The sequence below is a fragment of the Rhodanobacter sp. L36 genome (assembly GCF_009765755.1).
Classification (GTDB): domain Bacteria; phylum Pseudomonadota; class Gammaproteobacteria; order Xanthomonadales; family Rhodanobacteraceae; genus Rhodanobacter.
Window position 1 is genome coordinate 1,625,444 of sequence record NZ_LMUV01000011.1, and the last position, 20,894, is coordinate 1,646,337.

Genomic DNA, 20,894 nt, shown 5'->3' on the forward strand with positions numbered 1-20,894 from the left:
TGGCGATCGAGCTACAGCGTTATGCGGTCGAGGTGATCGCGGTGGATCGTTACGCGCACGCGCCGGCCATGCAGGTGGCCCATCGCAGCCACGTCATCGACATGCTCGACGGCACGGCGTTGCGCGCGCTGATCGAATTGGAAAAACCCGACTTGGTGGTGCCGGAAATCGAAGCGATCCACACGCCGACGCTGATCGAAATGGAACTCGAAGGCTTGCGCGTGATTCCGACCGCACGCGCCGCGTGGCTGACGATGGATCGCGAAGGTATCCGGCGGTTGGCAGCGGAAGAGTTGAAACTGCCGACGTCTAATTACCGTTTCTGCGACAGCGAAACTCAGTACCGCGAAGCAGCCGACGCCATCGGTTTTCCGTTCGTGATCAAACCGTTGATGAGTTCGTCCGGCAAAGGCCAGAGCGTGGTGCGTGACGCCGATGGTTTGCAGGACGCGTGGGATTACGCGCAGTCCGGCGGACGCGCGGGCAAAGGTCGTGCGATCGTCGAGGGTTTCGTCGATTTCGATTACGAGATCACCTTGCTCACCGTTCGACACGTGAATGGCGTGAGTTTCTGCGCGCCGATCGGCCATCGCCAGGAAGACGGCGACTATCGCGAATCCTGGCAGCCACAGCCGATGAGCGACGCCGCCATGGCCGAAGCGCAGCGACAAGCGAGTGCGATCACAGGCGCGCTCGGTGGCTGGGGGGTGTTCGGCGTGGAATTTTTCGTGAAGGGTGATGCGGTGATTTTTTCCGAAGTGAGTCCGCGACCGCATGACACGGGCCTGGTCACGCTGATCTCGCAGGACCTTTCCGAATTCGCGCTGCACGCACGCGCCATTCTCGGTCTGCCAGTTCCGGCCATCCAGCAATACGGACCATCTGCGTCGTGCGCCGTGCTGGTCGAAGGCGAAGGCACCGCGCCGCGCTATCACCATGTGGCCGAGGCGCTCGCCGAAACGGACACGCAATTGCGCATCTTCGGCAAACCCGCGGTGAGCGGTCGTCGGCGCATGGCAGTGACACTGGCGCGCGCCGACAACGTCGAGGCGGCGGTGGCGAAGGCGATTCGCGCTGCACGCGCGTTGCGCATCGAACTCTAGGCAGACGCGACACCGATGCCGGGCGTGACGACCTAGCCTGGACAACAACGACGATCAACAGGAAGCAGAAAGATGGAACCTTCGGGATTTGCGCGCTGGATGGTGGTGGTCGTCGAACTCGGCGTGGCGTTTTCTCTGCTGCTGCTGGTTCTGCTCGTCGTGGTAGTACTGGTGACCTGGCTGGTCGATCGAAATCAGACGGCTAATTCGGTGTTGCGAAATTTCCCGGTCATCGGTCACTTTCGATACTGGTTTCTGCATCTGGGTGAATTCTTTCGCCAGTATCTCTATTCCAGCGATCGCGAAGAAATGCCTTTCAATCGTGCGCAGCGCACCTGGGTCTACCGCGCCGCCAAGAATGCCGACAACACCAATGCGTTCGGTTCCAGCCGCGACCTGCGTGGCGAGGGCGTGCCGTTTTTCGTCAACGCGCCGTTTCCGGATCTGGGCATGGATCATGTCGAGCCGGTGCCGGTAACGATCGGGCCGTATGCGCGCGAGCCTTACAGCCACGCCCCGTTCTTCAACATCTCCGCGATGAGTTTCGGCGCGCTGTCGGCGCCGGCCGTGCGCGCGCTGTCGCGCGGCGCGGCGAAGGCCGGCATCTGGATGGATACCGGCGAAGGCGGGTTGGCGCCGTATCACCTCGAAGGCGGCTGCGACATCGTTTTCGAAATCGGCACGGCCAAGTACGGCGTTCGCACGCCCGAGGGCAAACTCGACGACGACAAGCTGCTGGCGATCTGCGCGCACACGCAGGTCAAGATGGTCAGCATCAAGCTCGGGCAAGGCGCAAAGCCCGGCATGGGCGGGCTGCTGCCCGGTGCCAAGGTCACCGCGGAAATTGCCGCGATCCGCGGCATTCCGGTGGGCGAGGATTCGCAGAGTCCGAACCGTCATCTCGATATAGGTAACGTGCACGAATTGCTCGATTCGGTAGAACACATCCGCGAACTCACCGGCAAGCCGACCGGTTTCAAGGCGGTGTTCGGCGGGGTCGAATGGATCGCCGAGATGTGCGACGAAATCGCCAGGCGCGGCATGCGCAGCGCACCGGATTTCATCATCGTCGATGGTTCCGAAGGCGGCACCGGCGCGGCACCGCAAACTCTGATGGAAGGCGTCGGCCTGCCGCTGCACGAAGCGTTGCCGGCCGTACTCGACATGCTGGTGATCAAGGGCTTGCGCGAGCGCGTCAAAGTGATTTGCTCGGGCAAATGCATCACTGCGTATGACGTGGCGTGGGCATTGTCGATCGGCGCAGACTTCGTCAATTCCGCACGTGGTTTCATGCTTGCGCTCGGCTGCATCCAGTCGCTGCAGTGCAATCGCAATACATGCCCGACTGGCATCACCACGCAGAACCCCAAGCTTCAGCGCGGCCTGGTGGTCGGCGACAAGAGCGAGCGCGTGTATCACTACGCAACCAACGTGATGCACGAAGTCGGCATCATCGCGCACAGCTGCGGCGTGAGCGAACCACGCCAACTCAATCGCCGGCATTGCCGCGTGGTGGGCGAGGACGGGCTGTCGATTCCGCTGGAAAAACTTTATCCCAATCCGGTGGCAGCCAAAATCGCCGAGCCAGCCGGGTGATGCGTCGCCCACGTATGCGGCGGACGACGCATCATGTTTCGCCAATTACATCGAGCAACCGTAGGCGGCATAGGCGGTCTTGGCCTGGTCCATCGCTGCCTTGCACTGCGTGGCCAGCATGGCCTTGGCCTGCGGGTTGGCGGCAGCCTGCCTGAAGGCGTCGCTCTGTGCCTTGAACGCCGACTCCATTTGCGAGCGTTGTGCTTCAGGCACCTTGCTGGCAACGCAGGCGCGAACCTTGGCAATGTAATCGTCGCACTCGGCAACGCCGACGCTATCGGCCGCGGCTGCAACCGGTGCCATTGCAGGTGAAGCACTATTGGCCGAGGCGGTCGAAGTAGCGGCAGGTGCGACTGCAGTGCTGGCTGCCACAGGGGCGGCTGGTGCGGCCTGATCGGTCTTGTTGCAGCCCACCAGGGCAATGGCCAGTGCGAGCGGCAAGAACAGTGTGGTGCGAACAGTCATGGGTCATCTTCCTTGTTGTAAAGCCGTGCATGTGCAGGGCGTTCTTTGATGGCTCTTTCGAGCGTTTGTCCCCTGAGCTGACTTTCAAGTGTAACAAGATGGAAGTTTGTACTTGCACTTGCGGTCGCTCCACTCGCCACGCCCTCAAGGCAGCGAGTGCCAGCCTTGGGCGGCTCGAATTTGCAGCGGCCTGAATCGCCGCTTGTAATCCATCTTCGGGTGACCATCGATCCAGAAGCCCAGATACAGCCATGGAATGCCGCGACGTCTTGCCAGTTCCACCTGCTGCAGGATCGCGAACGTGCCAAGACCACGCGACGTTTCGGCGGGATCGAAAAACGTATAGACGGCTGAAACACCGGTGAGGCAGATATCGGTAACGGCCAGCGCCAGCAGCCGATCAGCCTGGCGTATTTCGAGGAACAGCGTGGGGCTCCACGGCGCGGTGAGGAAGCGCCGGAAATCGCTGGCCTCCGCATCGTCCATGCCTCCGCCGGGATGGCGATGTTGCAGGTAGCGTTCGTAAAGACCGTGACGTTCGCGGTTGTAACCCGGGATCGATTCGCTGACCACGAGGTCGGCATTGCGTATCATGCAGCGGCGTTGCGAACGATCCGGCTCGAAGTTCGCCACATCGACGCGGCACGGCGTGCACGCGTGACACTGCAGGCAGTGCGGAAGATACAGATGACCACCAGCGCGGCGAAATCCGCGTTCGAGCGCTGCGCCGTAGAGCTGGTCGAGTTGCGGTGCGGCGGGGTCGATGACCAGATTTTGCGCCGTGCGATCGGCGTAGTAGCCGCATGCATGAGGCAAGGTCTGGAACAGCCGGACAGGATCGGAGCGCATGGTTCGATTCTATGCCCGGGCGGCGGGCACGACGTCAACGCAATGTCAGATCACGTGCGTAAAGCGCAGCAACACGATGACCGCCAGCACGGCCAGCAGCACGATGCGCCGCACGCGCGCCACCGTGCGATCGCGCTGGTTGACCGGTGAAGGATTGCGCGCGGCTGCGAGCTCCTCGCTGAAGCGAATCACCGGCTCGATGCCGATCTCCTTCAGCAGCGCGCGCGACTTGGCGTAATCCTCCGCGCTGGTGATCCACACCTGCGGCCAGCTGTCGCGATCCTGCCGCTGCGTGTAACTGAAACGCTGCCAGGTCGGACGGTTGTAGTTCGAACGATTGGCCACGGTGGCTTCGATGCCGTGTTCGGCCATCAAGGCGACCACGGTGTCGATGTTTTCCTGGCGGGGCGAGGTATAGATCTGGCGCATGCGTGGATTCTACCCGGCCTGATCTTGCGGCTGGCGCAGACGGATCAGGCCTTCCTGCGCGGTGGATGCCACCAAACGTCCATCGCGGCTGAAGATTTGCCCACGCGCGAGGCCGCGACCGCCTTGCGCCGTCGGGCTGTCGAAGGAATACAGCAGCCATTCGTCGACGCGGAACGGACGGTGGAACCACAGCGCGTGATCAAGGCTCGCCATCTGCACGTTGTGCGTGAGATACGAAATGCCGTGCGGCAAAGTGGCCGTGCCGATGAGATGGAAATCCGAGGCATATGCAAGCAGCGCGCGATGAAGAATCGCCGCATCGCTGATCGGCGACGTGAGCTTGAACCAGATGTGCTGGATCGGCGGGCGTTTGGCCGGATGGCGCTCGTCGCGCGGCCAAACCTGGCGAAACTCGAACGGTCCGTCGATGCCGAGCCAGCGCTGAAGTTTCACCGGCAGTCGCGCCAGTTCGTCCGGCGGCAAGGGAGGCAGCGGATCGATGTCTTCGGGTGCGGGCACTTCGGGCATCGAGGTCTGATGTTCCACGCCGTGCTCGGGTACCTGGAACGAAATGGAACCGTTGAGGATGGGCTGCCCGTGCTGGATCGCCACCACGCGCCGCGCCGAGAACGAACCGCCATCACGCGTGCGCTCCACGCTATAGACGATCGGTGCATCGATGTCGCCGGCGCGAAGAAAATACGCGTGCAGCGAATGCGCCTCGCGGATCGGTTCCACCGTTTCCTGCGCCGCTGCCAGCGCTTGCCCGAGCACCTGCCCGCCGAACACGAAGCGTGTGCCAATGTCACGGCTCTGACCGCGAAACAGGTTGTCCTCCAGCCGTTCGAGGTGCAGCAGCTCGACCAGCTCGGTCACATGGTTGGGCGGCATGAAGAAAAACTCGTGGTGAAGGCGAAGCCGCAATTATAGTGGTGGCTGCCCGGAATCCAGCGTGCCAACGCGTCGCAGGCCACTGTCGGCCAGCACGCGCGGCCACGGAAACATCACGCCGGGATCGAGCTTGCGACGGATCTCGAGGGCCGCATCATCGGTGGCGGGCATCATCGCGATGTCCAGGTCTTCATGCCCGGCGATGTTCTGCAGATTGGGAAATTCTTCGCGCAACCGGCCGAGCAGGAAACGCAACGCGTCGATCTGCACGTCAGGATAAGGTTCGCTCATCTGCTGGTGATGCGAATCCCACCAATGCGGATAGCGGCCGAGGTTCACCAGCTCGATGCCGATCGACTTCGGGTTGTGTCCGCGCACATGGTTAGCCACGCGCGTGCCGGGAACATAGCGAACCAGCGTGCCATCGCGATCGACGTAGTAGTGGCCGCAATTGCCGGTGCCGTTGGGGTGCAGCGGACGCTCGCCGTATTCGCGCGCCATCGCCATATCCGGAAGCTCCGTGCAATGGATCACCACCAGCTCCACCGCACTCGCGGCGCGTTCGGGCAACTGGTCGATGTAGGGCAGCGGTTGGTCGTGGATGATCGGCGGCATTCGCTCAGTCTCGCACGCGTCAGGGCGAGCCGGAAACGTCGCCTGTTACCATGGCGGCCTTGCTTTTTGCAGTGTCACGGAGACCGCCATGCGCGGCCAGATCATTCTTTCGCACGGTTCGGACTCCAGCCCCGATGCCACCAAGGTCAGCACATTGGCTGCGCTTGCCGAATCGCTCGGCTGGCGCACGCATCGACCGGATTACCGTGACGACGATGCGCACGGCTACGCGAGCTGTATCGCACCACGTATGGCGCGCCTGCGCGCGTCAATCGACGCAACGGATATGCCACCACTGCTGGTGGGATCGAGCATGGGCGCATTCGTTTCCGGTTTGGTATCACTCGATGTATCGGTGGCCGGCCTGTTGTTGCTGGCGACACCAAGCGCCATTCCCGGTTACGCAAACGCGTTCGACTTGCGCCGTGACGTGCCGACGATGCTGGTGCATGGATGGAACGACGATGTCTGCCCCTTGGTGAGCGTGCAGTCGTTCGCAGCGCAACGCAAATTGCCGTTGCTGATCCTAGATGACGACCATCGCCTGCTGGCGAGCATGGACACAATCACCGCTCAGTTTCGACTGATGCTCGATCGATGGGCGACAACCGCATGAGCCATTACTTCGCCACTTGTCCCAAGGGTCTCGAATATTTGTTGCGTGACGAATTGCTCGCAATGGGTGCGGTCGATGTGCGTGAAGCGATGGCTGGTGCGCATTTTTCCGGCACGCTCGAAACCGCTTATCGCGCGTGTCTGTGGTCGCGGTTGGCGAGCAGGATTCTGCTCCCTCTGGCCGAGTTCGATGCGTCCGACGATGACGCGCTGTATCGCGGGGTGCAGGACATTGACTGGAGTCAGCATCTGGCGCCGCATGCCACGTTCGCGGTGGATGCCGGCACGGCGATGAGCAAGCTCACGCACAGCCAGTACATCGGCTTGCGCGTAAAGGACGCGGTGGTCGACCAGTTCCGCCAGCGCGACGGCAACCGCCCGGGCATCGACACCGACGAGCCGGACTTGCGCATCAACCTGCGCCTGCGTCGCGATCGCGCCACGTTGTCGCTGGATCTGGCGGGCTCGCCGCTGCATCGCCGCGGCTGGAGGGAAGTGCAGGGCGAGGCGCCGTTGAAGGAGAACCTCGCGGCCGCGATGCTGCTGCGCGCGCGCTGGCCGGAGGTTTACGTCGCGGGCGGTGCGTTGCTCGATCCGATGTGTGGTTCGGGCACCTTGCTAATCGAAGGTGCGTTGATGGCTGCCGACGTGGCACCCGGTCTTCGTCGCGAATATTTCGGCTTCCTCGGCTGGCAACAACACGACATCGCGTTGTGGAAAGGACTGCTGGACGAAGCAAACCAGCGCGCCGAAACCGGCTTGCGCGGTTTGCGCAGCGTGTTCTTCGGCAGCGATGCGGATCCGCGCATGGTTCAGACGGCCAAACGCAATGCCCAGGAGGCGGGTGTGTCCGGCTTCTTCACGCTAGACAGGCAGGATGTGAGGCATGCCGCGCCGCCTGCCGGCGTCGGGTACGGCCTGGTCATCACCAACCCGCCGTATGGCGAACGGCTCGGCGAACGTGCCGAGATGCCGCAGCTTTACCGCGTGCTTGGCGACACCTTGCGCGCGCAGTTCACCGGCTGGCGCGCTGCGGTGCTGGCGGGCGATGTGGAGCTCGGTCGCGCCATGCAACTGCATGCCGACAAGCGCTATGCGCTTTACAACGGTGCGCTCGAAACCGTGCTGCTCACTTTCGACCTGAAGCAGCGCGACGAAACACCGCGCGATCCGAAGCCTCTGTCCGCCGGCGCGCAGATGCTGAAGAACCGGCTGGAGAAAAACGTTCGCCATCTGCGCAAGCGATTAACGCGCGAAGACATCCATTGCTGGCGTGCCTACGACCAGGACTTGCCCGAATACGCTGCTGCGATCGACGTCTACGGTGATACGCACGGCAACGATCACCTGCACATCCAGGAATATCGCGCACCTGCCGATGTGCCTGCCGACATCGCGCGATTGCGCCTGCGCGAAATCGCGCGCGTGGCGGGCGATGTGCTCGGCGTGCCGCGCGAACGTATTGCACTGAAAACGCGCGAGCGCGGCAAGGGCGGTTCCAAATATGGCCAGCTCGATCAACGTGGCGAATTCGTCGAGGTGGAAGAAGGTGGACTAAAATTCCTGGTCAACCTCACTGACTATCTCGACACCGGATTGTTTCTGGATCACCGCGCCGTGCGCGCGAAAGTGCGCGAACTCGCCGAGGGAAAATGTTTCCTCAACCTGTTTGCCTATACCGCCACGGCCAGCGTGTACGCGGCCGACGGCGGCGCGCTCGAAACCACCAGCGTGGATCTGTCGGCAACCTATCTCGAATGGGCGTCGCGCAATCTCGCGTTGAACGGTTTTAGCGGCCCGAGTCATCGCCTCATGCAATTCGATACGCTCGAATTCCTGCAGCGCGATCGCGGGCACTACGGATTGATCTTTGTCGATCCGCCGACGTTTTCCAATTCAAAACGCGCGGATGATTTCGATGTACAACGCGATCACGTCAAGCTGCTCGATGCCTGCAACGAGCGTCTGACGCGCGACGGCGTCATCGTGTTTTCGAATAATTTCCGGCGCTTCAAGCTGGACCGAACCGAGCTTGAAACACGTTTCGACATCGAGGAATGGACCACACCGAGCATCCCGTTCGACTTCGCGCGGCGCACCGATATTCACGGCTGCTGGCTGCTCCGTCGACGCAAGGCTGATGCCGGGATCAACCCCTGGGACACGGCAAGAATTAAAAAGTGAACCCTTCAGTGCACATTAAGCGTCTCCGGCCGAGCATGGCACTGCACAACGGAGAAAAATCATGAACAAACGTTTCAGCGGTGCGGGCAAATTGGCGGCCATCGGTCTGGCTGTCGCAGCTGCGGTGGTCATGCCACTCAGTGCGTCGGCAAACGGCTGGGGCGGCCACGGCGGCTACCACGGTGGTGGCTACCATGGTGGATATCACGGCGGTTACCACGGTGGTTATTACCGCGGCGGACACTGGAGTGGCGGTCGCTGGATCGCCGGTGCGCTGGTGACTGGCGCGGTGGTCGGCCTGGTGGCTGATGCCTTCCGTCCGGCACCGGTCTATTACGGTGGCCCGCCGGTGGTCTACAGCCAGCCGGGTGTGGTGTATCAGGATGGCCCGCCGGTGGTTCAGCGCCGCGTCGTCGAGACACGCACCACGGTGTACGACGATCCATCGCAGACGCAGTACATCCGCGACGATGGCTACGACGGCAACTGAGCTGCGTAAAGTGTGAAAGAAAAAGCCCGGCGATTGCCGGGCTTTTTTTGTTCTACTCATCGACCAATCAATGCGCTGGCGCGTTCCCGCCTTTGTAGCGCTTGGCATCTGAGGTGAGCTGGTCGAAGCGAGCCTTGTCGATGATGCTCACCGACTGGATGGCGCACGCGGGCTGACCGCGCGTGTACACCGTTTCTCCGATGCCGCCGCAAATTTTTCCCTGATCGGCCATCGCGTTCGATCGGCTATGAAAAATCAGACCGGGCGGATGACTCAATTGCGGACACGAGCTCTGCAGCGTCACGAGATACCGCTTGGGTCCGGTACGCACGATGGCGGTGCGATCGCTGACGATGTGCCAGTCATTGATCTGGCTGGTATCGATGCAATCCGCATTGCGAAGTGGTGCATGAGGAACGGGCCCATCCGAGGCTCTCAGCGCGCTGGCGGTCCCGGTCGACAGAACAAGCAGCATGGCAATGGCGATGGTTTTCATGACGCACCTTACGGGTTGTGTGGACCGATCAATTCGATCACGCAAGCCGCGCCATGACCAGTGCCACGGAACGCCACTGAAGTGAATTCATCCGCGCGTCGATATCACAAGATATGAACAGTTAGCCGGTCATGCTTTTGGCTATGTGTGCTTTCCGAATCGCCCCTCACGTGCTCCAAAAAATTCCCTGCGCGGTCGCGGTGAAGGGGACAGCGTGATGTCCATCGCGCAACATTCGCTGCACGGGCGCATGTCCTCGCTTTTTCGCCAGGTAAGACAGCGCACGCTGGATTTATGCGCCGGCCTGAGCGCCGAAGACATGCTGGTGCAATCGATGCCCGACGCCAGCCCGGGCAAGTGGCATCTGGCGCACACCAGTTGGTTCTTCGAACAGTTCGTGCTCGCGCGCAACCCGGCTTATCGCCCGCGCGATGCGGCGTGGTTGTACCTGTTCAACTCGTACTATCAATCGGTCGGCCCCATGCACGCGCGTCCGCATCGCGGTCTGCTGTCGCGGCCATCGCTCGATGAAGTGCGCGACTACCGGCATTACATCGACGACGCGGTGAACGAGTTGCTCGCCACCGACGACGATCCGGAATTGGTCGAACTGGTCGAGCTCGGACTGGAACACGAACAGCAGCATCAGGAATTGTTGCTCACCGACATCAAGCACGCGTTCTGGTGCAACCCGCTGCAGCCGTCCTACGGTGCCGCAATTCCTGTATCGACGAATGCTGCGCCGAAGTCCGTCCGCCCGATCAACGGTCGCGATGGCGTGGTGGAAATCGGTCATCGCGGCGAAGGCTTTGCATTCGACAACGAAACGCCGCGCCATCGCACGTTGTTGCAGCCGCATGCGCTGGCGGACCGTTTGACGACGAATGCGGAATACATGGCGTTCGTGCGCGAAGGCGGTTACCGCGAACCCGCACTGTGGCTGTCCGATGGATGGGCGACCGTGCAACGCGAGGCTTGGGATCGACCAATCTATTGGCAGGACGATCTGCAGAGCGAGTTCACGCTCGCCGGCGTGCGCGATATCCAGCTCGACGAGCCGGTGTGTCACCTGAGCTATTTCGAAGCGGACGCGTTCGCACGTTGGGCCAGTGCGCGCCTGCCGACGGAAGCCGAATGGGAATCGGCGGCGCAGGGCATCGAGATCGATGGAAATCTTCAGGACGCGCGACGCTGTCATCCACTCGCCGCTGCGAACAACGACGGCTTGCGTCAGATGTATGGCGACGTGTGGGAATGGACGGCATCGCCCTATGTCAGCTATCCGGGTTTTCGTCCGCTGCCGGGCTCGCTCGGCGAATACAACGGCAAATTCATGAATGGTCAGTGGGTATTGCGCGGCGGTTCCTGCGTCACGCCGCGACAGCATCTGCGCGCCAGTTATCGCAATTTCTTTCCACCCCAAGCGCGCTGGCAATTTGCCGGCGTGAGACTCGGATACGATCGATGAACGCTCAAGTTTCCGGCCTCCGCGACGATGATCGCCGGCCACCCGTCAACGAATTGCTCGAAGTGGCGCAGCACGGGCTGGCACTGAAACCCAAGCGCCTGCCGTCGTGGATGTTCTACGACGAACGCGGCTCGGATCTGTTCGATCTGATCTGCGAGCAGCCGGAGTATTACCTCACGCGCTGCGAGATCGCCTTGATGGCGCAGCACGCGGAAAGCATTGCCGACGTGCTCGGCAGTGATGTGCGCTTGGTGGAATATGGCAGCGGCAATGCCCGCAAGACGCGCATGCTGTTGCGGCATCTGCATGCGCCGGTGGCGTACGTGCCAGTGGAGATTTCGCCGGAACCGTTGCGGCAAAGTGTCGAGCGCTTGTCGCGCGAATTTCCGCAGTTGCCGATGCAGCCGTTGTGCGCGGATTTCAGCAAGCCGTTGCGATTCCCGATTTCACCGCGTGCGCCGCGTCGTACCGTGTTGTATTTCCCGGGTTCGACGATCGGCAATTTCGAGAGTCGCGAGGCCGCCGTGCTGTTGCGCAAGATGCGCAACGAGATGGGCGACGCCGGCGGCATCCTGATCGGCGTGGATCTGAAGAAAGATCCGTCGGTGATCGAAGCGGCGTACAACGATGCAGCCGGCGTCACGGCGGAGTTCACGCTCAACATGCTGACTCGCTTGAATCGCGAGATCGGCAGCAATTTCGATGTGTCCGCTTTTGCGCATCGCGCGCATTACAACCCGATGGCCGGGCGCATCGAAACGCATATCGTCAGTCGTCGCGCGCAGCAGGTGAAGATCGGCCGCGCCAGCGTTGCGTTCCGCGACGACGAAGCGATCCAGGTCGAATACAGCTGCAAGTATTCGATGGAAGACTTCGCTGCGCTCTCGGCGAAGGCGGGCCTCGCGGTTCTGCGCGTGTGGACTGATCCCGAGCAGATGTTCAGCGTGCAATATCTTGTGCGCGCCAGTACCGTCGCGCGCTGATTCGCATCCAGGCAACTACGGCGGCAACATTACGTCGTCGCCCTCACGCCATCACCTCGCGTCGTACAGCGCCTTCACGTCGGCGGTCAGTGCGGCCTGACTGTCCTGCCGTGCGTAGAACATGTGCCCACCGGCGTATTCCTTCACCTGCACGCGGGTCGGGTCGCCCATCGCAGGCATCTGGTCGACGATCAGTACTGATGCCATGAACGGGCACGACAGATCGTCCCAGCCGTGCGCGATCAGTATGCGCAAGCCCGGATCGTTTGCCACCGATTCGCGCAGTTGCGATACCGAACCCTGATTTGCGTCATCGTCCTCGTGCCACATGCGGCTCACGTCGTAGCTCAATGCGTTGTAGCGGGCCTCGACCTTCCAGCCAACCGTCTGCGTGACAAAGTTGACCATCGCGCTGGTGGTGGGCGCGATGATGCCATTGAGAATCGGGTCGCCTGTTTCCTGATGTGGTGCGAACGGGAACGGATCCCACGCGGTCACGTTCGAGTCGTAGCGGCTGCCAAGCTTGCCTTCGGCACGATAGACCTCGCGCAGATACGCTTGCGTTTCCAAACGTCCGCCCGAGCGCTTCACGAACAGCGGATCGAGTCCGGTCATTTCGGTGACTTTGGTCACCACGCGATTGGCAGCTTGCGGATCGGAACGTCCCTTCATCAAATCGGTGGCGTATTCGCCGCGCGTATAGGCGATCACCGAAGCCATCGCTTCTGGCGTCAAACGATGTTCGCGCTCGAGATGCGCTGCAGCGATCGACGGCAACGTCAGCATCCACGGCAGCGGCGACACGTTCTCGTCGTCGGATGCCGCTGCATCGAGATACGGCGAAAGCAGCACCACGCCGTTCATCGCGACGCCGAGCTGGGTCTGCAAATAGTCCGTGATGCGCGGCCCGCGAAAGCCGCCGTAACTTTCACCGGCGAGATACTTGCGCGATGTCATGCGACCGTTCTTCACCAGCCAGTCGTAGACGATGCGCGAGAGATACTTGATGTCGTTGTCGGTGCTGTAGAACTGTTTTGTCGCTTCCTTGTCGTCCACCACCGCGCGGCTGAAACCGGTACCGACCGGGTCGATGAACACCAGATCGGTGAAGCCCAGCCACGTGCCCGGATTGTCGTGCAGCGTCGCCGGGTCCGAAGGATGATCACCCTCCACGCCGAAGTTTACTTTCTTCGGGCCGATCGCGCCTAAGTTCAGATACACCGACGACGCGCCTGGTCCGCCGTTGACCGCGAACGTTACCGGGCGATCCTTGCCGGGCATCGTGTAGGCGGTGAAAACCACTTCGCCAATCACGTTGCCCTTGTCGTCGCGTACCGGCAACGAGCCGACCGACGCGGTGTACTTGAGCGTCTTTCCATTGACGGCGATGGATTGCGATACGTGCGCTTCGGCAGGAAATGCCGGCAGATGAAAACCGGCACTGTTCGCCACTTCCTGCGGCGATTCGGGTTTGTGCTTGTCGGCAGCGAAGGTCGATGTGTCGAAGACGACCAACGTGAGCGCAGTCATCAAAACGGTTTGCAGGGTCTTGCGCACGGATCGTTCCTCGCGGGCGAAAAAGCCAAGGTTAACGGGGCGCCTCTCGCAGGGAGCGTGCATAAAGGCATGGGACATCGCGCTGGCGTCAGGCGCCAGGATGTTCGCGGTAGGTCATGCGCAGCAGTTCGTGGAAATGATGCACGGCGTTTTCGCGCAACGGGTTCAGCCGCCCGGCTTCGTATGATCCGGAGGCGAGGCCGCGCTGCACGTCTTCGCACATCGTCACGTCTTCCAGCTGCACCTCGTCACTGAAGGCGAGGTCGCGGACACGTCGCGCCTGACTAGCGTCGCTTGTGTCGGGCGCGTAATAGAAATCGAATTCGACGCGGCAGCGATCCACGCCCAGCGGCAACACGCGGTTGGTCTGCAATCTTCCCGGCAGGATGTTGAGCATCGCGTTCGGGTAGAGGAAGTAGTACAGCGCTTCGCCGCTGCCGTAGAGATCGTCACCGCTTTCCAGCGGGCTGAACTGGAACGAATACCACGCGGCCGTCTCGGTGATGTAGCTGCGGTAATCCAGCAGGCTGTTCAATCCCGGATGGATGTGTGGCACGTGGTAGCCCTCGAGATAGTTGTCGACGTAAACCTTCCAGTTGCATGCCACGTCATAGCTCGCGCGATGATGGAATTCGAAACCGGCAAGCGAACGATCCGGCCCCAGCCGTGCGTCGATGCCGGCGACGAATTCGTCGAACGGCGGCGCCTCGTGCGTGGCGACGAACACCAGTCCCTGCCACACCTGCACGCGAACTTCCGGCAGACGAATCGTGGCCGGATCGAAGTCGGGCGTGCGGCCCATTTCAGGCGCGCCGCGCAACACGCCATCAAGTCCGTAGGTCCAGCCGTGATAGCGGCAACGCAACGCCGTGGCACCGCGTCCATCGCAGCTCGTAATGGGCCCCGCACGATGGCGGCAGACATTGTGGAATGCGCGGATTGTCTGCTCGTCGCTGCGCACGACCAGCAATGGCAAACCCGCGATCGCGGTGACCACGTGATCGCCCACGCCATCGAGTTGCGATCGATGACATACCAGTTGCCAGCTGTGCCCGAACACGGCCGCGGCATCCAGCGCCGGCATGCGCGGATCCGTGTAATAGCGCGCGGGCAACGCAAGCGCGTGATCGAGCGGTTGCGATGCGAGCACGTCCGGAGAAAACAGTTCAGCCATGGGCCGGCGCCAGTCGTTGCGAATGCCGAAGTATCGAACGCACGGCGTGCGACGGAAAGGCCCGTTGCGGAGAGACTAGTGGACGCTGACCAGCTCGATGTCGAATACCAGCGGGGAATGTGGTGGCACAAGATCGCCCACGGCACGCGCGCCGTAACCGAGATTTGCCGGTATCAACAGCGTGCGCTTACCGCCCACGTGCATGCCGCGGACGCCTTTGTCCCAGCCGGCGATGACTTGCCGCTCGCCGACAACAAAGGTGATCGTCTGGCCGTGATCGAACGAGCTGTCGATCTTCCTTCCGTGGTGATCCTTCGCGTTTTCGTCGTAGAGCCAGCCGGTGTAGTTGAGCTCCACCTGCGAACCTTCACGGGCAACGCTGCCGCTGCCGATCTGTTGATCGGTCGCCACCAGTTGTGTCAGCCCATCGGCGGCAACGGCGCGCGATGCGCCGGCCATCAGGGCCGTCATGGCGATAAGCGAAAGAAAAAACTGGCGCATCCGGATTCCCGCGATCTGCAAAGTCGTTCAAGCAGACGGCGGGACGAAAACATTCGCCCCGCCGCCGGTTCATCGCTATCGATCAGTGGCCGCGATCGTCTTTCTTGTCACCGGACTTGCCGCCGTTTCCAGCTTTTGCCGGCGGACGATTGCCGCCACCACCTGGACGCTGGCCGGAAGGTCGACCCGCAGGCGCTGGACGAGCTCCAGGCGAGGGACGCTGCATCGGAGGACGCTGACTACTACCGCCGGGACGTCCCGCATTGCCGGGATTAGGTCGTGGACCTTGACCCGGATTCGGTCTCGGACCCTGGCCCGGATTGGGGCGCTGGCCACCGGGACGCTGTGGCCGGTTGCCCTGCGACGGACGGCCGGGATTTGGCCGATTGCCCGGTGTCGGGCGAAGCCCTTGTCCTGGTCCGACAGGACCCAAGTGACCGGGACGATTGCCAGGACCTCCCGGCATGCCAGGGCGTCCCGGACGACCGGGCCGAACCGGATGCGGCAACGGCCTTGGCGGCGGGCGACGCACGTAAGGCCGGCGATACCACGTGGCGCGCTGACGGTAGAACGGCCGGTTGCGATAGTAGTTGTCCCAGTACGTGCCAATCACGAACGAGACGATCGGAATGCCGATCTGCGAACCGTAAGAGGGCAGCAGCACCGACTGGTTCTGGTAGTTGTATTCGATGTAGTTGCCGGCCACCCAACCGCGGTTGTTGGCGGAAATCACATCGCACCATTCCCAGCCCTGCGTGCAACCTTGCACGTCGACATCGGAGCCGGCGGGAACCTGATCGATCAGCGGATAACTCGTGTCGGGGCCGGCACGCATGTTGACGTTGCCGGTGACGTACGCATCCGCCGCGAAGGCAAGGGCGGGTAGCGCGAAGGACAATGAGGCAAGGCAGTACAAGACCAGACGTTTCATGCATCGTTCTCCAGCGGGTGAAGAAGCCATCGTCCTCACTGCCAGCGCAGTGGACCGCGGCATTATGCGCCGCGGTTCGTGATGACGTCGTTCGCTGTCGCCTTTGCCTTGGAAACTGGGGTCAGCTGGTCGTGCGTGGCACGAATTTCAGCGCCACCGAGTTCATGCAGTAACGCAGGCCGGTCGGTCGTGGGCCGTCATCGAACACGTGCCCGAGATGGCTGTCGCAGCCAGCGCAATTGATCGCGGTGCGGTCCATGCCGAAACTGCTGTCGCGGTTCTGGATCACGTTACGCGCCGCGATCGGCTTCCAATAGCTCGGCCAGCCGGTGCCGGAATCGAATTCGGTAGCCGCGTCATACAACGCGGTGGCGCACGCGGCGCAGCGGAAAATGCCCGGCTGGCCCGGCTTTTCATGGTCGCCGCTGAAGGCGCGCTCGGTGCCGTCGCGACGCATCACCTCGTACGACGCCGGCGACAACCGCTGCTGCCACTGTGCATCCGTGAGCACCAGTTTGGGCACCTGTTTCGCACCGAGGTCGCGGCCGTCGTCGCCATAGATTTCCAGCAGCACATTGCCGGGTTTTCCGACCGGCATGTTTTCGGCGGCGAACAACTTCGGCAGCAACACGCTGCCGCCCAGCGCGAGCAGGGCGCCGCCGCCGATCGCGGCGCGCATGAAGCGACGGCGATCCATGGCAATGGTTTCTTCGATACGGGACATGATGATCTCCTCAGGTTTCGTGGATCAGCCGAAGGTGAAGGCGTAAGCCCCCACATCCGGATCAAGGAATTCGATGGTGAACAATCGTTCGCCGCTGCCGCTGGCCTGACGCACGAGTTGATATAGCCGCTGCGTGGTGACGCTGCCGTTGCCATCGGCGTCGGTGTCCATGCCGTGATCGGCGCCTGGTGGCTTGCCGTCGATGGTCACGCGGAAACGAATCGGCTTGTTGTCATTGCCCGGCCCCAGCACCAAGTGCAAATCGCGACCGCGGAAGCGGTACACAATGCGGCCGCCGGCTTTTTCCAGCTGCGCGTTTTCGGCGTGCACATTCCAGTGACCATCGAGCGACCACTGATTGGCGACCATCGCGGCTGGCGCGTGGTAGTCGATCGCGTCGTTGCGCTCGACTTTGGTGCCGACGTAATTCTGCGCACGGGCGTAGCCGACGTAGGTTTCCGGCGAACGCGTGGCGTCGTTCGATGCGGCGGCTTCCACGCCTTGATCGGCAGCGCCGACATAACCGCCCGGCAGGTTTTTCTGCCCGGCCTCGGTCAGCAGTTGGCGGATCACGTCCTCGCTATGTTGATAGTCGCCTTCGCCGTAATGATGGCTGCGGATATCGCCCTTCGTGTCGATGAAGTAATGCGCCGGCCAGTACTGATTGTTGAAGCCTTGCCAGATCGCATAGTCGTTATCGAGCGCGACCGGATAATCGACGCCCAGATCCTTCACCGCCTTGATCACGTTGGCCGGCTCTTTTTCGAACGCGAACTCCGGCGCGTGCACGCCGATCACCACCAGGCCGTGATCCTTGTACTTGTCGGCCCAGCCGCGCACATACGGCAGCGAGCGCAGGCAATTGATGCAGGAGTAAGTCCAGAAATCGACCAGCACCACCTTGCCGTTTAACGACTCGCGCGTCAGCGGCGCGCTGTTGATCCACTGCGTGGCGCCGGCAAGCGACGGGATGTGTCCTTCCACCGGCAACGGCGCGCCGGCCTTCAGCACCGGCTCGGGTTTCGGCGGCGGACGCACGGCGTTGATGAGCTTTTGTTCGATGCTGCCGGTGCTTGCCAGCGACACGCGCGTGAGCACACCGGTGTCGAGGCCCAGCGCGATGGCAACCACGCCAGCGAGCACCAGCACGCCGAGCGTGCGACGCACCCATTCGCCTGCACCCAGCGAGCGTTTCATCAGGCCGAACACCTTGCCGCCGATCAGCAGGGCGAGACCGAGCGAAGTGGCAGCGCCGGCGGCGTACGACAGCAGCAACACGGTGGTTTGCACGCTGGCGCCATTCAACGCCGCACCGGTGAGCAGCAAGCCGAGAATCGGCCCCGCGCATGGCGCCCACAACAGGCCGGTGGCGACACCGAGGCCGACCGCACCCCAGACTGATTCGCCTTCGCCCGCGGAGCGCTGCGACAGGCGATTGCCCAGTGCGACGAATGGACGGCTGATCCATTCCGCCAGATGCGTCGACAGCAAGGTGAGCCCGAGGAAGGCCAGTACCACCATCGCCACGTAGCGGCCGTACTGATTTGCGTGCACCGCCCAGCCGCCGCCGAGTGCAGCCAGCGTGGCGACGCCGGCGAAGGTCACCGCCATGCCCAGCAGCATCGGCAGGCCGTTGCGCATGAAGGGCCGGTCGGAGCGGGCGAACACGAACGGCAGTACCGGCAGGATGCAGGGACTGAGGATGGTGAGCACACCACCGAGATAGGCAAGGATCAGCACGAGCATGACGATGTTCCGTGAGGGTTTGCGAGGTTATTCGTCGCCGCATGCGCGCCGGTTACGTTCGCATGTTGCATTTACGACGTAACCGCCAAGAAGGATGCGGCGAACAAGCAGGGGAGTCGAACAAGAGACAAGCATGCCGCAAACCTTGACCGCCAACGGCTTCATGGGTGTAGATAGCAGACTTTCCTTCCGGGTTTGTCCCATCTCGCACGTGTCCGATGCCGCCGCCAACGATGAAAGCGAATCGCCCGACCGGCGACGGGCAGCGTGGATGGCTGCGGCGCAAGCCGGCGATCGGCGCGCGTACGAAAAGCTGCTGGCCGATTCGATCGCGTTGATCCGTATCGCCGCGCGGCGTCAGGGCGTCGCGGTCGATCATCTGGACGATGTGGTGCAGGAGACGCTGATCACCGTGCATCGCGTGCGACATACGTATGACCCTGCGCGCTCGTACGATGCCTGGCTGAGCGCGATCGCCAGTCGCCGTGCGATCGATGCGCTGCGCAGCCGCGGCCGACGTGACAGCCGCGAAGTGCACGACGAGTTCGCGGTCGAACGCCATGCCGATGTGGACGACGCCAGCGCAGCCACCGAACTGGGGCAGCGCGCGCAACACCTGCGCGCGGCGATTGCCGAATTGCCGCCGGGCCAGCGCGAGGCTGTCGAACAACTGGGCCTGCAGGAGCATTCACTGCAGGAGGCCGAAGAACTCACCGGCCGCAAGAGCGGCGCACTGAAAGTGAACCTGCATCGCGCGCTCAAATCACTGCGCGAACGTTTCCAAGGAGAACCCTGATCGCCATGTCCGCGCCACGACCTCATGAGGCTTTGATCGACCGGCTCGGCACCGACCTGGTGCCGGTGCGTCGACTGCTGCCGCCGTGGATGCGCGCAGCCGCGTGGCTGCTGGTCGTGGCGATCATCGCGGGTCTACTGGTCATGCATTTCGGTATCGGCGGCATGCTGCGTCGCTTCGCCGGCACGCCGGATCTCGGTTGGGCTGGTGTCGGTGCAGTGCTCACTGCGATCAGTGCGGCGTGGGTTGCATTTTCACTTGGCGTTCCCGGGCGTCGCGCGTCGTGGGCGTGGTTGCCGGTGCCCGGCGCACTGTTGTGGATCGGCGCCAGCGGCATGGGCTGCCTACGCGACTGGGTTGCGCCGGGCACGCAGATCGCGGGCATGCATCAATCGGCGGATTGCCTGGTCTTCATCGTCAGCCTGTCGGTGCCGCTGTCCGTACTGCTGATCGTGCTGCTGCGTCGCGCCTATCCGGTGCGGCCCGTGCTCACCGCGGTGATGATCGGGCTGGCCAGCGCGGCAGCCTCGGCGAGCCTGCTGGAAATCTGCCATTCCTACGATGCAGCGGCGACCGATCTACTCACGCATGCGCTGGCCGTCGTGCTGGTGATCGCCGCCAACGCAGCGATGGGCGGCCGGCTGCTGTCGAAGGCCGAAATTCCGCTCGCGTAGGAGCGCACCCTGTGCGCGATGCTGTTCGCACCAAACGGCATCGGAGCATCGCGCACAGGGTGCGCTCGTACAACGGAGTGGCAGCGTGGAAATTCAGTCGCGGAAGTTGTCGAACTGCAGCGGCAGCTCGACTTCGGACTTGCGCAATATCGCCATCGCATCCTGCAGGTCATCACGCTTTTTGCCGGTGATGCGCAGCTTGTCGCCGTTGATCTGTGCCTCGACCTTCAGCTTGGCTTCCTTCAGCGAAGCAATCAGTTTCTTCGCCACCGGTTGTTCGATGCCCTGCTTGACGGTGATCTTCTGGCGCGAACCGCCGAGGTTCGTGTCGGGATCGCCGACATCGAGCGCACGCACGTCGATCTTCCGCGCGACCAGCCGGCCACGCAGGATGTCCAGCATCTGCTGCAACTGAAATTCGCTCGGTGCAGTCTGGGTAATCACGAAATCGTCCAGCGCATACGACGCGTCCTGTCCCTTGAAGTCGAAGCGATTCCCCAGCTCGCGGTTGGCCTGGTCGACGGCGTTGGTCAGCTCGTGCTTGTCGACTTCGGAGATCACGTCAAAGGAGGGCATGGCGGCGGCTCATGGCGAACGGTGCACCAGT

The 20,894-nt window shown here is 62.5% G+C and carries 22 protein-coding genes; 9 read left to right on the forward strand and 13 right to left on the reverse strand.

All coding sequences use genetic code 11. The features are described 5' to 3' along the window. Together purT and GSQ73_RS17150 are read left to right on the forward strand one after the other, a co-directional pair. On the forward strand, nt 1-1,103 hold a 1,103-nt coding region (gene purT / locus GSQ73_RS17145), incomplete at its 5' end, for a formate-dependent phosphoribosylglycinamide formyltransferase (protein ID WP_158886145.1). 72 nt (nt 1,104-1,175) lie between these two features. Next, on the forward strand, nt 1,176-2,699 hold the full coding sequence (locus GSQ73_RS17150) for an FMN-binding glutamate synthase family protein (RefSeq protein ID WP_158886147.1): 1,524 nt from the start codon (nt 1,176-1,178) through the stop codon (nt 2,697-2,699). A 45-nt stretch (nt 2,700-2,744) separates the two neighbouring features. Here the strand turns inward: GSQ73_RS17150 and GSQ73_RS17155 are convergent, their stop codons facing one another. The 5 genes from GSQ73_RS17155 to GSQ73_RS17175 form a co-directional block, all read right to left on the reverse strand. Further along, a complete protein-coding gene (locus GSQ73_RS17155) occupies nt 2,745-3,164 on the reverse strand; it encodes a hypothetical protein (RefSeq protein ID WP_158886149.1) in 420 nt (139 codons plus the stop codon). Nucleotides 3,165-3,308: 144 nt separating this feature from the next. After that, entirely contained in the window at nt 3,309-4,013 is a 705-nt protein-coding gene (locus GSQ73_RS17160) for an arginyltransferase (RefSeq protein WP_158886151.1), read from the reverse strand. A 45-nt stretch (nt 4,014-4,058) separates the two neighbouring features. After that, entirely contained in the window at nt 4,059-4,442 is a 384-nt protein-coding gene (locus tag GSQ73_RS17165) for a hypothetical protein (protein ID WP_158886153.1), read from the reverse strand. Between the two features lie 9 nt (nt 4,443-4,451). Then, nucleotides 4,452-5,333, reverse strand: coding sequence for an acyl-CoA thioesterase II (locus tag GSQ73_RS17170; RefSeq protein ID WP_158886155.1), 882 nt, complete (start codon nt 5,331-5,333; stop codon nt 4,452-4,454). 33 nt (nt 5,334-5,366) lie between these two features. Next, a complete protein-coding gene (locus GSQ73_RS17175) occupies nt 5,367-5,948 on the reverse strand; it encodes an N-acetylmuramoyl-L-alanine amidase (protein ID WP_158886157.1) in 582 nt (193 codons plus the stop codon). Between the two features lie 88 nt (nt 5,949-6,036). Between GSQ73_RS17175 and GSQ73_RS17180 the strand changes: the two genes are divergently transcribed. From GSQ73_RS17180 to GSQ73_RS17190, 3 genes are all read left to right on the forward strand, one after another. Beyond that, complete coding sequence (locus tag GSQ73_RS17180; RefSeq protein WP_158886159.1) at nt 6,037-6,564, forward strand: alpha/beta hydrolase; 528 nt, start codon at nt 6,037-6,039, stop codon at nt 6,562-6,564. After that, nucleotides 6,561-8,747: a bifunctional 23S rRNA (guanine(2069)-N(7))-methyltransferase RlmK/23S rRNA (guanine(2445)-N(2))-methyltransferase RlmL gene (gene rlmKL, locus GSQ73_RS17185; protein WP_158886161.1), complete on the forward strand. Its 2,187-nt coding sequence runs from the start codon at nt 6,561-6,563 to the stop codon at nt 8,745-8,747. The genes GSQ73_RS17180 and rlmKL overlap by 4 nt, the downstream gene beginning before the upstream one ends. Before the next feature lie 61 nt (nt 8,748-8,808). After that, entirely contained in the window at nt 8,809-9,237 is a 429-nt protein-coding gene (locus GSQ73_RS17190; protein ID WP_158886163.1) for a hypothetical protein, read from the forward strand. Nucleotides 9,238-9,304: 67 nt separating this feature from the next. On the opposite strand, the gene GSQ73_RS17195 is transcribed toward GSQ73_RS17190, so the two are convergent. Then, complete coding sequence (locus GSQ73_RS17195; protein ID WP_158886165.1) at nt 9,305-9,733, reverse strand: DUF6491 family protein; 429 nt, start codon at nt 9,731-9,733, stop codon at nt 9,305-9,307. 217 nt (nt 9,734-9,950) lie between these two features. Between GSQ73_RS17195 and egtB the strand changes: the two genes are divergently transcribed. Together egtB and egtD are read left to right on the forward strand one after the other, a co-directional pair. Beyond that, the gene (gene egtB, locus GSQ73_RS17200) at nt 9,951-11,201 is read left to right on the forward strand and encodes an ergothioneine biosynthesis protein EgtB (RefSeq protein ID WP_158886167.1); all 1,251 of its coding nucleotides are present in this window, start codon (nt 9,951-9,953) and stop codon (nt 11,199-11,201) included. Then, nucleotides 11,198-12,184 (forward strand): L-histidine N(alpha)-methyltransferase, encoded by a 987-nt coding sequence (gene egtD, locus GSQ73_RS17205; RefSeq protein WP_158886169.1) that lies wholly within the window; start codon nt 11,198-11,200, stop codon nt 12,182-12,184. The genes egtB and egtD overlap by 4 nt, the downstream gene beginning before the upstream one ends. 51 nt (nt 12,185-12,235) lie before the next feature. Here egtD and GSQ73_RS17210 read toward each other — a convergent pair whose 3' ends face one another. From GSQ73_RS17210 to GSQ73_RS17235, 6 genes are all read right to left on the reverse strand, one after another. Next, a complete protein-coding gene (locus tag GSQ73_RS17210) occupies nt 12,236-13,741 on the reverse strand; it encodes a peptidase S10 (RefSeq protein WP_158886171.1) in 1,506 nt (501 codons plus the stop codon). An 88-nt stretch (nt 13,742-13,829) separates the two neighbouring features. Continuing rightward, on the reverse strand, nt 13,830-14,915 hold the full coding sequence (locus GSQ73_RS17215; RefSeq protein ID WP_158886173.1) for an aromatic ring-hydroxylating dioxygenase subunit alpha: 1,086 nt from the start codon (nt 14,913-14,915) through the stop codon (nt 13,830-13,832). A 75-nt stretch (nt 14,916-14,990) separates the two neighbouring features. Then, nucleotides 14,991-15,416, reverse strand: a complete 426-nt coding sequence (locus GSQ73_RS17220) for an FKBP-type peptidyl-prolyl cis-trans isomerase (protein ID WP_158886175.1) — start codon at nt 15,414-15,416, stop codon at nt 14,991-14,993. A gap of 82 nt (nt 15,417-15,498) precedes the next feature. Continuing rightward, nucleotides 15,499-16,347 carry an SH3 domain-containing protein gene (locus GSQ73_RS17225; RefSeq protein WP_158886177.1) on the reverse strand — a complete coding sequence of 283 codons (849 nt, stop codon included), beginning with the start codon at nt 16,345-16,347 and terminating at the stop codon, nt 15,499-15,501. A 121-nt stretch (nt 16,348-16,468) separates the two neighbouring features. Then, nucleotides 16,469-17,071: a peptide-methionine (R)-S-oxide reductase MsrB gene (gene msrB / locus GSQ73_RS17230; protein ID WP_158886179.1), complete on the reverse strand. Its 603-nt coding sequence runs from the start codon at nt 17,069-17,071 to the stop codon at nt 16,469-16,471. 24 nt (nt 17,072-17,095) lie between these two features. Further along, nucleotides 17,096-18,817, reverse strand: coding sequence for a cytochrome c biogenesis protein DipZ (locus tag GSQ73_RS17235; RefSeq protein WP_158886181.1), 1,722 nt, complete (start codon nt 18,815-18,817; stop codon nt 17,096-17,098). A gap of 133 nt (nt 18,818-18,950) precedes the next feature. On the opposite strand from GSQ73_RS17235, the gene GSQ73_RS17240 reads away from it, so the two are divergent. Both GSQ73_RS17240 and GSQ73_RS17245 read left to right on the forward strand, forming a co-directional pair. Continuing rightward, the gene (locus GSQ73_RS17240; RefSeq protein ID WP_158886183.1) at nt 18,951-19,613 is read left to right on the forward strand and encodes a sigma-70 family RNA polymerase sigma factor; all 663 of its coding nucleotides are present in this window, start codon (nt 18,951-18,953) and stop codon (nt 19,611-19,613) included. Between the two features lie 5 nt (nt 19,614-19,618). Next, a complete protein-coding gene (locus tag GSQ73_RS17245; protein ID WP_158886185.1) occupies nt 19,619-20,287 on the forward strand; it encodes an NrsF family protein in 669 nt (222 codons plus the stop codon). Between the two features lie 93 nt (nt 20,288-20,380). Here GSQ73_RS17245 and GSQ73_RS17250 read toward each other — a convergent pair whose 3' ends face one another. Continuing rightward, complete coding sequence (locus GSQ73_RS17250) at nt 20,381-20,863, reverse strand: YajQ family cyclic di-GMP-binding protein (protein WP_158886187.1); 483 nt, start codon at nt 20,861-20,863, stop codon at nt 20,381-20,383. Nucleotides 20,864-20,894: the final 31 nt, after the last annotated feature.

Coding starts and splice junctions, on each gene's coding strand:
- msrB (WP_158886179.1), bottom strand. CDS start 17,071: ATGTCCCGTATCGAAGAAACCATTGCCATGGATCGCCGTCGCTTCATG.
- GSQ73_RS17195 (WP_158886165.1), bottom strand. CDS start 9,733: ATGAAAACCATCGCCATTGCCATGCTGCTTGTTCTGTCGACCGGGACC.
- GSQ73_RS17245 (WP_158886185.1), top strand. CDS start 19,619: ATGTCCGCGCCACGACCTCATGAGGCTTTGATCGACCGGCTCGGCACC.
- GSQ73_RS17240 (WP_158886183.1), top strand. CDS start 18,951: ATGCCGCAAACCTTGACCGCCAACGGCTTCATGGGTGTAGATAGCAGA.
- GSQ73_RS17155 (WP_158886149.1), bottom strand. CDS start 3,164: ATGACTGTTCGCACCACACTGTTCTTGCCGCTCGCACTGGCCATTGCC.
- GSQ73_RS17170 (WP_158886155.1), bottom strand. CDS start 5,333: ATGCCGCCCAACCATGTGACCGAGCTGGTCGAGCTGCTGCACCTCGAA.
- egtD (WP_158886169.1), top strand. CDS start 11,198: ATGAACGCTCAAGTTTCCGGCCTCCGCGACGATGATCGCCGGCCACCC.
- GSQ73_RS17250 (WP_158886187.1), bottom strand. CDS start 20,863: ATGCCCTCCTTTGACGTGATCTCCGAAGTCGACAAGCACGAGCTGACC.
- GSQ73_RS17175 (WP_158886157.1), bottom strand. CDS start 5,948: ATGCCGCCGATCATCCACGACCAACCGCTGCCCTACATCGACCAGTTG.
- GSQ73_RS17220 (WP_158886175.1), bottom strand. CDS start 15,416: ATGCGCCAGTTTTTTCTTTCGCTTATCGCCATGACGGCCCTGATGGCC.
- GSQ73_RS17150 (WP_158886147.1), top strand. CDS start 1,176: ATGGAACCTTCGGGATTTGCGCGCTGGATGGTGGTGGTCGTCGAACTC.
- GSQ73_RS17160 (WP_158886151.1), bottom strand. CDS start 4,013: ATGCGCTCCGATCCTGTCCGGCTGTTCCAGACCTTGCCTCATGCATGC.
- GSQ73_RS17180 (WP_158886159.1), top strand. CDS start 6,037: ATGCGCGGCCAGATCATTCTTTCGCACGGTTCGGACTCCAGCCCCGAT.
- GSQ73_RS17190 (WP_158886163.1), top strand. CDS start 8,809: ATGAACAAACGTTTCAGCGGTGCGGGCAAATTGGCGGCCATCGGTCTG.
- GSQ73_RS17165 (WP_158886153.1), bottom strand. CDS start 4,442: ATGCGCCAGATCTATACCTCGCCCCGCCAGGAAAACATCGACACCGTG.
- GSQ73_RS17215 (WP_158886173.1), bottom strand. CDS start 14,915: ATGGCTGAACTGTTTTCTCCGGACGTGCTCGCATCGCAACCGCTCGAT.
- rlmKL (WP_158886161.1), top strand. CDS start 6,561: ATGAGCCATTACTTCGCCACTTGTCCCAAGGGTCTCGAATATTTGTTG.
- GSQ73_RS17235 (WP_158886181.1), bottom strand. CDS start 18,817: ATGCTCGTGCTGATCCTTGCCTATCTCGGTGGTGTGCTCACCATCCTC.
- GSQ73_RS17225 (WP_158886177.1), bottom strand. CDS start 16,347: ATGAAACGTCTGGTCTTGTACTGCCTTGCCTCATTGTCCTTCGCGCTA.
- egtB (WP_158886167.1), top strand. CDS start 9,951: ATGTCCATCGCGCAACATTCGCTGCACGGGCGCATGTCCTCGCTTTTT.